This is a genomic window from Agrobacterium leguminum (assembly GCF_015704895.1).
GTDB lineage: Bacteria > Pseudomonadota > Alphaproteobacteria > Rhizobiales > Rhizobiaceae > Agrobacterium > Agrobacterium leguminum.
Genome location: NZ_JADQWB010000002.1, coordinates 181,710 through 195,596 on the forward strand (window position 1 = coordinate 181,710; position 13,887 = coordinate 195,596).

16 protein-coding genes are annotated in these 13,887 nt (G+C 60.5%); 7 read left to right on the forward strand and 9 right to left on the reverse strand.

Annotated elements, in window-relative coordinates:
• Window positions 1-18: 18 nt before the first annotated feature.
• Window positions 19-456, forward strand: a complete 438-nt coding sequence (locus I3J13_RS03825; protein WP_196378050.1) for a universal stress protein — start codon at window positions 19-21, stop codon at window positions 454-456.
• Window positions 457-474: 18 nt separating this feature from the next.
• Here I3J13_RS03825 and pdeM read toward each other — a convergent pair whose 3' ends face one another.
• Both pdeM and I3J13_RS03835 read right to left on the reverse strand, forming a co-directional pair.
• Window positions 475-1,203: a ligase-associated DNA damage response endonuclease PdeM gene (gene pdeM / locus I3J13_RS03830; protein WP_035227575.1), complete on the reverse strand. Its 729-nt coding sequence runs from the start codon at window positions 1,201-1,203 to the stop codon at window positions 475-477.
• 70 nt (window positions 1,204-1,273) lie between these two features.
• Window positions 1,274-3,793, reverse strand: a complete 2,520-nt coding sequence (locus I3J13_RS03835; RefSeq protein WP_196378051.1) for a ligase-associated DNA damage response DEXH box helicase — start codon at window positions 3,791-3,793, stop codon at window positions 1,274-1,276.
• A gap of 121 nt (window positions 3,794-3,914) precedes the next feature.
• On the opposite strand from I3J13_RS03835, the gene I3J13_RS03840 reads away from it, so the two are divergent.
• Both I3J13_RS03840 and I3J13_RS03845 read left to right on the forward strand, forming a co-directional pair.
• Window positions 3,915-4,418 carry an RrF2 family transcriptional regulator gene (locus tag I3J13_RS03840; protein WP_142778645.1) on the forward strand — a complete coding sequence of 168 codons (504 nt, stop codon included), beginning with the start codon at window positions 3,915-3,917 and terminating at the stop codon, window positions 4,416-4,418.
• A 96-nt stretch (window positions 4,419-4,514) separates the two neighbouring features.
• Window positions 4,515-4,976: a carboxymuconolactone decarboxylase family protein gene (locus tag I3J13_RS03845; protein WP_006698962.1), complete on the forward strand. Its 462-nt coding sequence runs from the start codon at window positions 4,515-4,517 to the stop codon at window positions 4,974-4,976.
• Window positions 4,977-5,002: 26 nt separating this feature from the next.
• On the opposite strand, the gene I3J13_RS03850 is transcribed toward I3J13_RS03845, so the two are convergent.
• The 3 genes from I3J13_RS03850 to I3J13_RS03860 form a co-directional block, all read right to left on the reverse strand.
• Window positions 5,003-5,644 carry a YitT family protein gene (locus I3J13_RS03850; protein WP_142778644.1) on the reverse strand — a complete coding sequence of 214 codons (642 nt, stop codon included), beginning with the start codon at window positions 5,642-5,644 and terminating at the stop codon, window positions 5,003-5,005.
• 73 nt (window positions 5,645-5,717) lie between these two features.
• Window positions 5,718-6,329 (reverse strand): YitT family protein, encoded by a 612-nt coding sequence (locus tag I3J13_RS03855; protein WP_035236585.1) that lies wholly within the window; start codon window positions 6,327-6,329, stop codon window positions 5,718-5,720.
• 134 nt (window positions 6,330-6,463) lie between these two features.
• Window positions 6,464-7,405 (reverse strand): class I SAM-dependent methyltransferase, encoded by a 942-nt coding sequence (locus I3J13_RS03860; protein WP_196378052.1) that lies wholly within the window; start codon window positions 7,403-7,405, stop codon window positions 6,464-6,466.
• Between the two features lie 168 nt (window positions 7,406-7,573).
• Between I3J13_RS03860 and I3J13_RS03865 the strand changes: the two genes are divergently transcribed.
• Both I3J13_RS03865 and I3J13_RS03870 read left to right on the forward strand, forming a co-directional pair.
• Window positions 7,574-7,840 (forward strand): DUF6460 domain-containing protein, encoded by a 267-nt coding sequence (locus I3J13_RS03865; RefSeq protein ID WP_003493739.1) that lies wholly within the window; start codon window positions 7,574-7,576, stop codon window positions 7,838-7,840.
• Window position 7,841: 1 nt separating this feature from the next.
• The gene (locus I3J13_RS03870; RefSeq protein WP_003519931.1) at window positions 7,842-8,339 is read left to right on the forward strand and encodes a CAP domain-containing protein; all 498 of its coding nucleotides are present in this window, start codon (window positions 7,842-7,844) and stop codon (window positions 8,337-8,339) included.
• A gap of 190 nt (window positions 8,340-8,529) precedes the next feature.
• Here I3J13_RS03870 and I3J13_RS03875 read toward each other — a convergent pair whose 3' ends face one another.
• Together I3J13_RS03875 and I3J13_RS03880 are read right to left on the reverse strand one after the other, a co-directional pair.
• On the reverse strand, window positions 8,530-9,621 hold the full coding sequence (locus tag I3J13_RS03875) for a quinone-dependent dihydroorotate dehydrogenase (protein ID WP_196378053.1): 1,092 nt from the start codon (window positions 9,619-9,621) through the stop codon (window positions 8,530-8,532).
• Window positions 9,621-9,974, reverse strand: coding sequence for a DUF952 domain-containing protein (locus I3J13_RS03880; protein WP_059759483.1), 354 nt, complete (start codon window positions 9,972-9,974; stop codon window positions 9,621-9,623). Before I3J13_RS03880 ends, I3J13_RS03875 begins: the two co-directional genes overlap by 1 nt.
• 243 nt (window positions 9,975-10,217) lie before the next feature.
• Between I3J13_RS03880 and I3J13_RS03885 the strand changes: the two genes are divergently transcribed.
• Both I3J13_RS03885 and I3J13_RS03890 read left to right on the forward strand, forming a co-directional pair.
• Window positions 10,218-10,868, forward strand: coding sequence for a response regulator (locus I3J13_RS03885; RefSeq protein ID WP_035265127.1), 651 nt, complete (start codon window positions 10,218-10,220; stop codon window positions 10,866-10,868).
• A gap of 112 nt (window positions 10,869-10,980) precedes the next feature.
• The gene (locus I3J13_RS03890) at window positions 10,981-11,631 is read left to right on the forward strand and encodes a S24 family peptidase (protein ID WP_003519935.1); all 651 of its coding nucleotides are present in this window, start codon (window positions 10,981-10,983) and stop codon (window positions 11,629-11,631) included.
• A gap of 54 nt (window positions 11,632-11,685) precedes the next feature.
• Here I3J13_RS03890 and I3J13_RS03895 read toward each other — a convergent pair whose 3' ends face one another.
• Entirely contained in the window at window positions 11,686-12,438 is a 753-nt protein-coding gene (locus tag I3J13_RS03895; protein WP_196378054.1) for a polysaccharide deacetylase family protein, read from the reverse strand.
• A 26-nt stretch (window positions 12,439-12,464) separates the two neighbouring features.
• Window positions 12,465-13,760, reverse strand: a complete 1,296-nt coding sequence (uppY, locus tag I3J13_RS03900; RefSeq protein WP_196378055.1) for a Wzy-type polysaccharide biosynthesis protein UppY — start codon at window positions 13,758-13,760, stop codon at window positions 12,465-12,467.
• Between the last annotated feature and the right edge of the window lie 127 nt (window positions 13,761-13,887).

Sequence of the window (13,887 nt, forward strand, 5' to 3'; positions counted from 1 at the left end):
ATGAAAAGGAGAAATGTCATGTTCAAGCACATTCTCATTCCCACCGATGGCTCGCCGCTGGCGCAGATCGCAATCGACCAAGGGTTCGCTCTCGCCAGGGAGGCAGGCGCAAAGGTGACCGTCGTGACGGTATCGGAACCCTTTCACGTGATTGCCAGCGATGTCGAGGACATTGCCGCCATTGCTGAAGAGGAATTTCACCGTTGCGAGGAGGCGGAGCATCTTCTGAGAGACACGCAGGCGCACGCCGAATCCATGGGGCTCGATTGCGAAGCCCTACTGGCGCGAGCGGGGCGGCCGGATGAGGCTATCATCGAGATAGCCGACAGAACCGGCTGCGACCTCATCGCCATGGCGTCGCACCGGCGCAGGAGTTTCATCGAGATGCTGCTCGGCAGCATTACGGCCAAGGTGCTGAAGAATTCGAAGATACCGGTGCTGGTCTACCGGCAATAGGCGGCTGCAACACCATGCTCAGCCGAGCAGATTGGCAAACCGCACCGAATAGATGCGCTCCCGCCCCATCAGATGCGCGACGAGGGCGGCGTGATCGAAGAGACCGCGCATGGCCTTGTGCCGCAGATCCAGCCCGCCGCTCATGACCCCGAAAGCCGGCATCAGAAGCCGTGAACCATCGGTGGCGAAACAGGGCCGCCGAACCGTCTTTTCGCGACGGCGAACCGTGGCGGAAGGATGCAGGTGGCCGGCGATTTCGCCGGCGGCATCACCCGGTTTCGGCTCATGGCGGAAAACGAGATTGCCATAAAACATCTCATCCACCGAAGATCCCGGCAGATCGACCGTACCATCAGGATCGTGATTGCCGTTGATCCATATCCATTCCCGGCCGTGAGCCATCTCGCGGATGATTTCACGCAGCATGGGCGGCAGATGCTCGGACCCCACGCGGTCGTGGAAATTGTCGCCGAGGCTGACGACGATCTTCGGGTCGTAGCGGCTGACGAGGGAGGACAGGATTTTGAGGGTGGCGATGGTGTCATAAGGTGGCAGCATGCGCCCGCGCCGGGCGAAGGCCGCCCCTTTTTCCAGATGCAGGTCGGACACCACGAGCAGCGACAGGTCAGGTAGGTAAAGCCCGCCGAGCGGATCGCACCAGGCCGCGACACCGTTAACGGCGGTTTCGCTGCCGAGGCATTCGAAACCGTTTGAAAACCTGTCGCTCAATGTGAGACGGCTCAGCACTTCTCGTTGTTCCTTCACCGGGTCCGCATATCGGATGGCCCGAAAGTCGTTTGCATCTGTCCGCCGGCTCCTAGGACATCGCTTCCGCGATCAATTCGTCGGCGGCCTCGGCCAGCACATCGTCCATCGCCTCGCCCGCCACCGTCTCGCGGCCGATTTCCAGCATGACCGGAACGGCAAGCGGCGAGACATGCTCTAGCGCGCGGTGGGTCGTGTGGCCCTTGATTCGCTTCAGCATATCGCCAAGACGGCCAATGTCCAAAAGCCCCGCCGCCGCATCGCGCCGCGTCGCTTCGAGCAGGATATGGTCCGGCTCATGGCTGCGAAGAACGTCATAAATAAGATCGGCGGAGACCGTGACCTGTCTGCCGGTCTTTTCCTTGCCGGGATGGCGGCGCTCGATCAGCCCGGAAATGACGGCGCAATTGCGGAAGGTACGCTTCAGCATGAAGGATTCGTCCAGCCACGCCTCCAGATCGTCGCCCAGCATGTCCTCGTCCAGCAGGTCGGCAAGCGACAGGCGGCGGGATTTCAGCCGCCTGCCGATGTCCTCCATAGCCCAGATGGCGAGCGAATAATCAGTGGCGACGAAACCCATCGGCTTGGCGCCCGCGCGTTCCAGCCGTCGCGTCAAAAGCATGCCGAGCGTCTGGTGTGCCAAGCGTCCCTCGAAGGGATACATGACCATGAAGAAGCGCTTGCGGAAGGGGAAGGTCTCCACCAGCAGCTCGTCGCGCTTGGGAATGATCGACTTTTCCTTCTGGATCGCCAGCCAGTCGCGCACCTGATCCGGCAGGGCATGCCAGCGCGCCGGGTCTGCCAACATGGAGCGCACCTGATCGGCGAGATAGGTGGAGAGCGGAAACTTGCCGCCGGCATAGGAGGGTATCTTCGGGTCCATGGAGAAGGCCTGTGAGACCAGGCATTCATTCTCCCTGATACCCTCGAAGCGCAGCACCTTGCCGGCGAAGAGGAAGGTATCGCCCTGCACCAGCTGTTCGAGGAAATATTCCTCGACCTTGCCGAGCGACATGCCGCCGCGCCCGACCGTGCCCTTGGCATTACGCTTGACCATACGGACATTCAGTTCCGCCGCCTCGACGATGGTACCGAGGTTCAGGCGATATTGCTGCGCGACCGCCGGATTGGAGACGCGCCAGCGGCCGTCCTTCATCTGGCGGATGCGGGCGTAACGCTCATAGGTGCGCAGCGCGTAACCGCCGGTGGCGGTGAAATCCACCACCCGGTCGAAGGTGGCGCGCGGCAGATCGGCATAGGGCGAGGCGCTGGTTACTTCGCGATAGAGATCATCCGCATCGAAGGGCTCGGCGCAGGCCATGCCGAGTATGTGCTGGGCGAGAACATCGAGCGCGCCCTCGGCAATCGGCGGCGTATCCTGCGCGCCGATGTAGTTCGCATCCAGTGCGGCGCGGCACTCCATCACCTCGAAACGGTTGGCGGGAACGAGGATCGCCTTTGACGGCTCGTCCATACGGTGATTGGCGCGGCCGATGCGCTGGGCAAGACGGCTTGCGCCCTTCGGCGCGCCGACATGCACGACGAGGTCGACATCGCCCCAGTCTATGCCGAGATCGAGCGTGGAGGTGGCGACGACGGCGCGCAATTTGTTTTCCGCCATGGCCGCTTCCACCCTGCGGCGCTGGCCGGCATCCAGCGAGCCGTGATGCAGCGCAATCGGCAGATTGTCGTCATTGATGGTCCAGAGTTCCTGGAAGATCAGCTCCGCCTGCGAGCGCGTGTTGACGAAGATCAGCGTCGTCTGATGGTCCTTCAGCGCGGCGTACAAATCCTTCATGGCGTAACGTGCCGAATGGCCGGACCATGGGATGCGCTCTTCCGTGCTCAGGATGGAGATGTCCGGCTTTGCCCCGCCTTCGACGGTGATGAGGCCGGCGGGCGGCTCGTCCTGCCCCTGCGGCGCGAGATAACGGCACAAATCCATCGGCTCCGCCACTGTGGCCGAGAGGCCGATGAAGCGCACGTTCGGAGCGTGCCGGCGCACCCGGGCGAGCGCCAGTGCCAGCAGATGGCCGCGTTTGGAGGTGACGAGCGAATGCAGCTCGTCGAGCACCACATATTTCAGGTCACGGAAAAAGCGCTCGGCCTCCTTGTTGGCGAGCAACAGCGAGACCTGTTCCGGCGTCGTCAGCAGAATATCCGGCGGCTTCACCTTCTGGCGCTGGCGTTTGCCCTGCGGCGTATCGCCGGTGCGGGTCTCGATGGAGATCGGCAGGCCCATTTCAGAGACGGGTCTGGTGAGGTTGCGTTCGATATCCACCGCCAACGCCTTGAGCGGCGAGATATAGAGCGTGTGCACGCCGACGAAGCCAGAGCCCGGCGGCACCTTGCCGCGCTCCGCCAGAGCGGTGAGCGAGGCCATGAAGCCGCCCAGCGTCTTGCCAGCGCCTGTCGGCGCGATCAGCAGCATGTTCTCGCCGCCGCGTGTGCGCGCCATCAGCTCCAATTGATGCGCGCGCGGAGACCACCCTTTTTCGGCAAACCATTTCTGGAATGGAAGGGGCAAAGCGCCGACATGCGTGCCGGAAATGGGAGACTCGGTGTGTTTCACGTCTTCAAGGTAGTGAAAAACCTGCAAAAAAGAAGGGAGGAACGGGGCCGCTTGACAGAAAGCATAATCGCGGATAAATTTTATCCACGATATTGAAACGAACCGCACAGGGACAAGTCGGATGAAACTCGGCGACGGCGTGGAACAGGCCATTCACAGCGTAGGCATGCTGGCGGGGCTTTCCGAAGGCGGCGTGCTGTCGGCAGCGGCGCTGGCGGAATTTCACGGCGTTTCCACCAGCTATCTGCTGAAGCATCTCCAGTCGCTGTCCAATGCCGGAATAGTCGCCACCGTGCCGGGGCCGAAGGGAGGTTACCGTCTGGCCCGGGCGACCGACAGGATCACCCTGCTCGATATCGTGCTGGCCGTCGAAGGCCCACAGCCTGCCTTCCGCTGCGCCGAAATCCGCCAGCGCGGGCCGAACCCCTTGCCGGGGCGTTATTTCACCAAGCCCTGCGGCATCAATGCCGCGATGCTGAAAGCGGAGAAGGCCTATCGGGCCGAACTCGCCAAAACCACCATCGCCGACATTCTGGACGATCTCGCCGCCAATGACGATGGCGGGATTGCCGCGCGCGGCTGCGCCTTTCTGGAGCTGAACGAGCGCAAAACAGCAACGCGCTGATACAGCCACATCTTAACCAACCCGATGCCGGTCAGCCCGACAGCTTTCCGGACCGATGACGCATGACTTCAAACAGCCCAACCAATGGAGAGACCCATGAAAACCCGTATTAATTATGCCAAAGCATCGCCCGAAGCCTTCAAGGCCGTCATGGCTCTGGAGAATTATGTCCAGGGCAGCGGGCTGGAGCGCCGCTTCGTTCACCTCATCAAGCTGCGTGCCTCGATCATCAACGGCTGCGCCTTCTGTGTGGACATGCATGTGAAGGAGAGCCGCCATGACGGGCTTTCCGAACAATGGATCAACCTGATGAGCGTGTGGCGGGAATCCCCCGTTTATACCCAGCAGGAAAGGGCGCTGCTCGGCTGGGTGGACGCGGTGACGAAGATTGCCGAAACCGGCGCCCCGGATGACGCCTTCGAGACGCTGAAGGCGCATTTTTCCGATGAGGAGATCGTGAAGATCACCGTCGCCATCGGCGCGATCAACACCTGGAACCGCATCGCCGTCGGCTTCCGGTCGCAGCATCCGGTGGATGCGGCTGCGAAGGCGGCGTGACCTCTTAAACCCAAAATGGGCGGCCGCTACATGGCGATGTAGCGGTCGTTTCTGTGATTGATGGCGAGCGTGAGGTTCATGACCAGCGCGCCGAGGATGGAGCAGATGATGACGAAAGGTGTGGCCACGAAGAACGAGCAGGCCAGCACCATGCCGTCGAAGGCGAGCTGCACGAGGCCCGCGCGCCAGCCGAAACGATCCTGCAGATAAAGCGCCAATATGCCGAAACCGCCGAGGCTGGTGCGGTGGCGAAATAGCGCCAGCATGCCGGCCGCAACCGTCAGCCCGCCGAAAAGTGCAGCGGCAACCGGGTTGATGCTCTGAAAGGCAAAAAACCCAGGCATATATTCCGACAGCAGCGCCGTCATGGCGATGGCGCAGAAGGTCTTGACCGTGAAGGCAAGGCCGAGGCGACGGAAGGCGAGATAATAAAACGGCAGATTGACGAGGAAGAACACCGCGCCGAAGCTGAAGCCGGTGGAATAATGCGCCAGAAAGGCAAGGCCGACGGTGCCACCGGTGAGCAAGCCCGCGGCGGAAAGCAGCGTCACACCGAGCGAGACGAGCATGCTGCCAGCCAGAACGCCCTGGGCATCCTCCAGCAGCGAATGACGATCGGGCGCGGAAGCCCAGATATTCAAGCGCTTGCGTGCAGTCGTATCGACCATGCCTGTTCCCCTGATTTTCCGGCCTTTGTCGAGCTATTGCGCAAAAGCGCGATGGATTTCAAGCGTGCTTCGCTCAACGCACAACGATGTATCTGTCCGAGCGGTGATTGATGGCGAGAAACATGTTGAGCACGAAAGCGCCGACAATCGAATAGACAACCGTGGCCGGATCGATGACGAGGAAGGCGCAGAGCATCACGAAGGCATCGAAGGCCAGCTGGATGAGACCAGCGCGGATGCCGAAGCGATCCTGAATATAGATGGCGAGAATGCCGATACCGCCGAGGCTGGCGCGGTGACGATAAAGCGCCAGCAAGCCGTAACCCAGCAACAGGCCGCCAAGCAGCGCCGCCCAGAGCGGGTTGATGCTGTCGATCACCATCCAGCGCGCTTCCACTTCCGTCAGCACCGAAACGAGGCCGATGGCGATGAAGGTCTTGAAGGAGAAGGCAAGACCGAGGCGTCGGAAGGACAGGTAATAAAACGGCAGATTGACGAGGAAGAACAGGAGGCCGAAGCTGATACCGAAGGCATAATGAAGCAGGAAGGCGACGCCGGCGGTGCCGCCGGTCAGAAGGCCGACCTTGTTCAGAAGATAAAAGCCGAGCGCCGACACGATGGCACCGGTGACGATGCCCTGCACGTCTTCCACCGGCGCATGTTTGGCCGGATCGGAACTCCACATGCCGTAAACGCTTCTCGTTCTGCTCACGCTTTTTTCCTCAGCTTCAGGCATATTTTGCACTGCAAAAAACATCTGAGCAAGATGGATACGTAAGGAAGCCTGACCTATCGCAAAAATGGCAAGAAACGGAATGTTCAGGCTTTGGCACGGGCAAGAAAAAGAATGCCGGAAAGGGGTTTTCCGGCATCCTTGCGAATGGTGGTTTTGCGAATTTCGATGAGGGAAAAGCCCGTCCGCTCAAGAAGCTCGCTCACGTAGCTCTTCGAATGGGCGTAACGAAGGGATTCCCGCAGCACGAAACCGTCTTCCTCCCCCGCATCCTCCACCGAAAAGGCAAAAAAGCCTGAAGGCGCAAGCAGGGCGGAAACGAGCGGCATGACGGTTTCGAGACTGCCGAGATACATCATCACATCGGCGGCGGCCACAAGGCCGGCGCGGTGCTGCGCGAGCGCGGGGGTGAAGAGCCCCGAGGCCTCCGGCTCCAGCGAAAGATCGGCCTGGTCTAGATGATCGTAAAGCCCCTTTTCCTCCGCCTTGGCCAGCATGTTCTGGGAAATATCGAAACCTTCCAGCCGGTTTGCGAAGGTGCGGATTTCAACGCCAAGGAGACCGGTGCCGCAGCCAATATCGACAATGGTGTCGAACACGCCGCTTCCCGCCGCCTTGCCGATCAGTTCCGCCAGCTTTTGCGGCACGCTGTAATCCAGCTTTTCCACAAGCGAGGTTTCGAAACGGTCGGCATAATCGTCGAAGAGCCCTTCCACATAGCGGCTCGGCGGTTGCTCAGGCGTTTCGGCGGCGCCGAGAACCGCGAGTTTCAGCTCGGCTGCAAACAGTCCTTCGGTGTCCAGCTCGGCGACTTTCCCGTAGGCCGCCACGGCTTTTTCCGTTTCGCCCGCTTTTTCGTGATATTCCCCGAAGCGAAACCAGCCCGCTGTCCACCGCGGCGCAAGCTCCAAAGCCTGTTCCATGAGTTCGGCGGCAGCGGGAAAGTCACCGCTCTCCGCCAGCATGCGGGCATAGTCCGCCCGGCGGTCGGCAATGACGTCACCGGAAGAAAACTGGTTTGGGGCCATTCAAGATTCCTGAGAAGATGTCGGCTGTCATTTATCAAGCCATAAAAAAACTCAAGTCCTATTTCATGGCGGCCTCGTGGAATTGGCGAATTTGACGCGATATAGTGCGCCGAAACTTGCATCGAAGCGTCGTGCTTCATATGTCAGGACAAAACAGGAGACGTGCTGATGGCCGGTGAGGTCAACAAAATGCTGGGTGACACGGTGGCCCGTACCGTGGTGAAGCTGCTGGTGGTTTCATTGCTCGTCGGCTTTCTGATGGCGATCTTCGGATTGACGCCATGGAACATCATCTACGGCGCGCGCGATTTCGTGGTCGATCTCTGGCGCAGCGGCTTCCATGCGCTGGGCGCAATCGGCGACTATCTGATCCTCGGGGCAACGATCGTCATTCCGGTTTTCATCATCCTGCGCCTCCTGAGCTACCGCCGCTGACATGACCCACTCCACGTTTCAAACGCTTTCACGGCGCGGCTTCGTGCTGCTTTCCGCCGGCTCCGTTCTTTCCGCCTGCGTTTCCATGCCCACCAACAAGGGCATGCCCTCCGGCACCCGCGACGAGACGGCGGCGGCGCTTCCCATGGTCAACGATCTGCGCCGCTCCAAGGGGCTTTCGCCGCTTGCCATCAATGGCGCGGCAAGCGGTGCTGCCGCCTATCAGGCCGGCCGCATGGTCAAGGCGCAGAAGATGGCGCATCTGATCGGCCTGACCGACAGTTTCCTGATCCGCATGAAAGACGGCAATGTGCCGCTTCCGGCAGCGGAAAACGTGGCCGCCGGGCAGGACAGCGTCGAGCGGGTGGTGAAGGCCTGGATCGGCTCACAACATCACCTCGAAAACATGCTCGGGCCCTATAACGGCCTCGGCGTCGCGGTCGCCTATGACGCGGCCAGCCGCAACCGGCCCTATTGGGCGATGGTGCTCTGCGCCTGAGGTAAAGCGGCGGGAACCACCATCTTCCCTCATTCCTGTGCTTGTCACAGGAATCCAGCCGACGCGCGTCTGCGCGGCGAGAGGACTCTTCTCAGCCCAAGGACTTGGGCTGGCTGGATCCCTGTGACAAGCACAGGGATGAGGAAGGAGAGCCCCTGAGGACGCGCTGCCGACCGCCCAAGGTCTACGCTCAGCCGAGCTTGCGATCCGCCCAGCGGTCCACCGCGCTGTCGCGCAGGTCGCGAATGGACTGTACGCCCTCGCGGGCGACCAGCTTCGACAGGCCCTTGACGATGGCCGAGGGCAGGCCGGGGCCTTCATAGACCATGCAGGAATAGAGCTGCACGAGATCGGCCCCTGCCCTCACCTTTTCCAAAGCGGTCTCTGCGGATGACACACCGCCGACGCCGATGATCGGCAGGTTGCCGCCGACGCGGCGGCGCATCTTGGCGAGAGCCGTGGTGGAAAGCTCGAAGAGCGGCTTGCCAGAGAGACCGCCTGCCTCGCCCTTGTGCGGGCCCGGCCTCAGGCCTTCGCGGGAAAGCGTGGTGTTCGAAACGATCAGGCCATCGAGATCATGGGCGAGCGCCTCTTCGGCAACGTCGTCCAGCCCCTCTTCGGTCAGATCGGGCGCGATCTTGAGGAAGATCGGGATGCGTTTGCCGAAGCGTTCGGCTTCCACTTTCCGGCGCTCCAGCACGGCGGCGAGAAGCGCGGCAAGGCTTTCGCGCGCCTGAAGATCGCGCAGGCCGGGCGTGTTGGGCGAGGAAATATTGACGGTGAAATAGGATGCGACCGAATAAAACGCCTCGATGCCCTGTACATAGTCGGCGATGCGGTCTTCGCTATCCTTGTTGGCGCCGATATTGACACCGACGATGCCGCGCAGCTTTGCCTGCTTCAGACGTTCCAGCGCAGCGGCATGGCCTTCATTGTTGAAGCCGAGGCGATTGATGACACCTTCGTCTTCGACCAGACGGAAGATACGCGGCCTGGGATTGCCGGATTGCGCCTTGGGCGTGACGGTGCCGATTTCGGTAAAGCCGAAACCGAGCCGCAGAAGCGGCCCCGGCACTTCCGCATTCTTGTCGTAACCCGCCGCCATGCCGAGCGGATTGGGGAAAACGAGGCCAGCCACGGTCTGCTGCAGAAGCGGATCGTGCGGCACCATGCAGGTGGGCAGGAAGCCGCTTTTCAGCGCCGCAATGGACAGGCCATGCGCCTTTTCCGGATCGACCAGAAACAGACCCTTGCGGCCGATCGAGGAAAATAATCCGCTCATCACAAAATCTCCGGAAACTGGTGCTGGCCGTCGTGACCGAGCGAAAGCGGCGTTTCCCAAAGCACGGCGGTCAAGGGAAGAGGCGCATAAAGATGCGGGAAAAGATCGCCGCCTCTGGAGGGTTCATAAACCAGCTTGTCGCCGAGCGCCGCGCCGTCGACCGCGATCAGAAGCAGATCGACCTGACCGGAAAAATGCCGTGCGGCGGTCTCTGCCGCCTGTTTTGCCGTTGAAAAATGAATGAAGCCGTCGGTCAGGTCGATGGCCGCACCTTCGAAGACGCCCTTCGCCTTTGCCGCGCTCCATAACGTCTCCGGCACGATTTTATAGATGATCGCGGGCGTTTCCTGCATAGGGCTCTCCAAGGCTTTCCACTCAGCGGGATTTGCCGCAAAGCTCGAAGATTGTCCACAGTTTCCACGGCATTTTTATTGCGGAGAGCCTGAAAGACCGCCTGTCCACAAGCTTTTCCTTGTAATGCGGGACCGATTGGCGCAACCTTTCGCGGAGGAGCCGGACGTGTTTCGACCACCGGCAAATGGGAGTGAGCCAGTACCAGAAAAAGAACCGCATAACGCCCTTGGGAGGGGGCCAGAATGTCGGAACTTGTCATTATCATAGCAGATGACCACCCGCTTTTTCGCGGCGCCCTGAAACAGGCCGTATCCGGCCTCGACGGGCAACAGAGCATTATTGAAGCAGGGGATTTCGAGGCCGCCCGCAGTGCAGCCGCAGCGCGCAACGACGCCGATCTCATGCTTCTCGACCTCGCCATGCCGGGTGTCAGCGGATTTTCGGGCCTGATGGCGCTCCGGGCGGAATTCTCCAGCCTGCCGATCGTCATCGTTTCGGCAACGGACGATGCGACCACCGTGCGCCGCTCCATCGAACTCGGTGCTTCCGGTTTCATTTCCAAATCCTCGGGTATCGACGATATCAGGGACGGCATCCGTGCGGTTCTGGAAGGCGATGTCTGGATACCGGCGGGCCATCAGGGCGACAAGGAACAGGATCCTGACGTGGCCGATCTCATCGGCAGGCTCAGAACGCTGACGCCGCAGCAAAGCCGGGTTCTGGGCATGCTGGCCGAAGGGCTGCTGAACAAGCAGATCGCCTATGAGCTCAATGTTTCCGAAGCCACCATCAAGGCGCATGTCTCCGCGATCCTGCTGAAGCTCAAGGTCGACAGCCGCACCCAGGCGGTGATCCAGCTCGCCAAGATAAATACATCGGCCATGGTGGCGTAGAAAAGGATTTTATTCCTTTCCTTGCTTTACTCCTGACCGGATATGGTCTAGATTCCGGTCAGTAAACGACAGGAGCTTTTCCGCTATCGGCTCCACTTGCGGGCTTTCTATCATGCTGTCACACGAGACGATCTGGAGCGCCATCGATACGCTTGCCGAACGCCACCAGCTAACGCCTTCGGCATTGGCGAAGCGCGCCGGCCTCGATCCCACCTCGTTCAATAAATCGAAGCGTTTCGGGCCGGATGGCCGCAAACGCTGGCCTTCGACGGAATCCGTCTCCAAGGTGCTGGAGGCGACGGGGGCAAGCGTCGACCAGTTTTTCGGTTATGCTTTCGGCAGGGCGCAGACCATGCAGCCTTCCGGCGCCGACAACGCCATTCCCCTGCTCGGTTTCGCGCAGGCGGGCTCCGGCGGCTTTTTCGACGATGGCGGCTTTCCGGCGGGTCAGGGCTGGGATGTGGTGGAATTCCCCTCCTCTCCCGAGCGCAGGCAGGGTGTCTATGCGCTGGAGGTGCAGGGCGAGAGCATGATGCCGCTCTACCGCGACGGCGACATCCTCATCGTGGAACCCGGCGCACAGGTGCGGCGCGGCGACCGCGTGGTGCTGAAAAGCCGCGACGGCGAAGTGATGGCCAAGGTGCTGGCGCGGCAAAGCCCCAAAAACATCGAGCTTCTTTCGCTCAACCCGGAACATCCGAACCGCAGCTTCGACATGGCCGATGTGGAATGGATCGCCCGCATCATCTGGGCCAGCCAATAACCCGCAACTGCGTTTTTTCGCGGTATCGACCGGGCACGCGCTGAGAATATTCCTTTAAAGACCGAGTGTCCTTGCGGCGGCATCGACCGTCATGATCTTCGCGCCACCCGACACCGCCCTGCGGACGAGACCCTGAAATCTGCCTTCCGGACAACCGTAAAAGCTCGGCGTCTGCGAAACATCATGAGTGAAGATGATGAGCCAGCCGCCTTTTTGCAGAACATCCTCCAGCCAGCCATCGGCGGCGTCGAGGTAGTTTTGATCCGAACGCAACTCGACCGCGGCAAGATTATGCGGGTCGACACTGCCCCGGTTAATCCCTGGCATGATGCCGCGCGCCGTCCTGAACCGGCGTCGCAGCAGCGGCTGCATGACCGGTGAGGCCATGCCGAAGGGAACGGAGAAATTGCGCCCGTGGCGGCTTGCATCGAATGAGCCGAGCACGCGGTCATTGCGATCGAGATCCTCCTCCAGCCCCCGTCTGGAAAAGCTCGAGAGTTTGCGATGGGAAAAGGTGTGGCAGGCAAGCTCATGGCCGGCCGCCGCCAGTTCCCCGCAGCCTTTCGCGGAAATCATCTGCTGCTGTTCATCGTCTTGGTCGATAAACACGCCGGCGATGTAAAACGTGCCGCAAACGCCCTCGTTTTCCAGAATGCGCGCACCCGCCGTCCAGGCGCTTGCCGGCACATCATCGAATGTGAAGGACACGATCGGTTCGGACGTCTCGATCCGCACCGCCGGTCCCGGCAAATAGCGCACCAGCCGGTTATTGATCCGGTCTGTAAAAGTCCCGATTTTTTGCGTCATACAAAGCCCCCCGGCCTGTCTGCAAATTACTGTCCCTCTTCGAGTATGTCGTAAGCCTGATGCCTCAAACAATAGATTGCGATTAGAAGAGAAGACCAGATAGGCCCGGTTCCGGTAAAGAAATTACTCTCTAAACACGAAGAAAGTAACGCATACACCCAAATTCTTGCAAAAAGTCGGGTCAGGCCCGGATCCGTGCCCTTATCCACCGCTGTGCGGAAATCATTCGCGGGTATGATGACCAGCCAGATGACGGTGAGAATGAAGGCCGGCAGGCCGCCATTCAACAGGCTTTCAATATAGCCATTATGGGCATGGAAGGCTGTGACCGCCCAGGTGCCGGCAATATCGGCCTGCGACAGAAGTCGGTCGCTCGCCCAGAATGCCTGGAACCCCTGACCGAAGATCGGCGATTGCGCGAAAGTGTCGAAGGATAGCCGCCATATGTCCGTCCGCCCGGTGAAGGTGGAATCGATGCCCAGGCCTTCGACAAAATTCTGTATGCTTGGAAAATAGGTCGAGCCGACCGCAGATATGTTGATGAAGGCCAGAAGGCCGCCGATCATCAGCAGAGTGCGGTGAGCATGCCTCTCCATGATCCAAATCAGCGCCACGGTGACGGGCAACAGCATGGCTGCGGTTTTTCCGTTGGTCTTCCACAGGAAGAACCCTGCCAGCAGCGTGATGGCGAGGCCGCCCAGCGTCGACCAGGCGTTGCGCAGGTAAAGCCCTATCATGAAGAGAATGATCATCGCCGGAGCGGCGGCATTCTTGTGATTGAAGATACCGCGCCAGTCACCCGCCAGCGCTTTTTCATCGAGATCATAGGGCTGATGGATCGAGCGCGAGCTGAGGAAGATCACCCCCAGATAACACAGCGCCAAGAGAATGATGGCGAAGATGGCCATCATCCGGTCGAACTGCCGCCGGTCGCGCGGCATGACGACAAGGACGCTGGTGATGAAGCACAGGAGCGCCGTGAAGATCAGACGTTGCAGCGACGTGCCGGGCTGGGTTCCAACCACCGAGCATATCGCCAGCCAGAAGAACAGCAGCAGAATGGGTAGCCGCGGCCGCAGCAGAAGCCCCGTCAGCCGGTGGCGCAGCGCAAAAACGCCGAGGATCAATGCGATCACGAGGCCGGTCAGCTGGTTTGCGGCGGCGTGCGGCACGGGCGGTGCTGCGAGATTTTCGAAAGGCGCGACGGAAATCCAGATATAGAGCATGGTGGCGACGAAAAAAAGCGCGTCGCGCCGGCTGCCGGCAAGGGATATGGCGCTGCCTTGCGCAGAGACGGGCTGCGTATCAGCCAAACGCGGCATGGTCGCCTGCATCGAGAATGGATAGTCGGATCATTGGCCTGCCTTGTGACGAACAACGAAACCCTTCTGAAACAGGGCCATGTCCAAATAACCATAAACAGTCATTATCATCATTATTATGCAATTG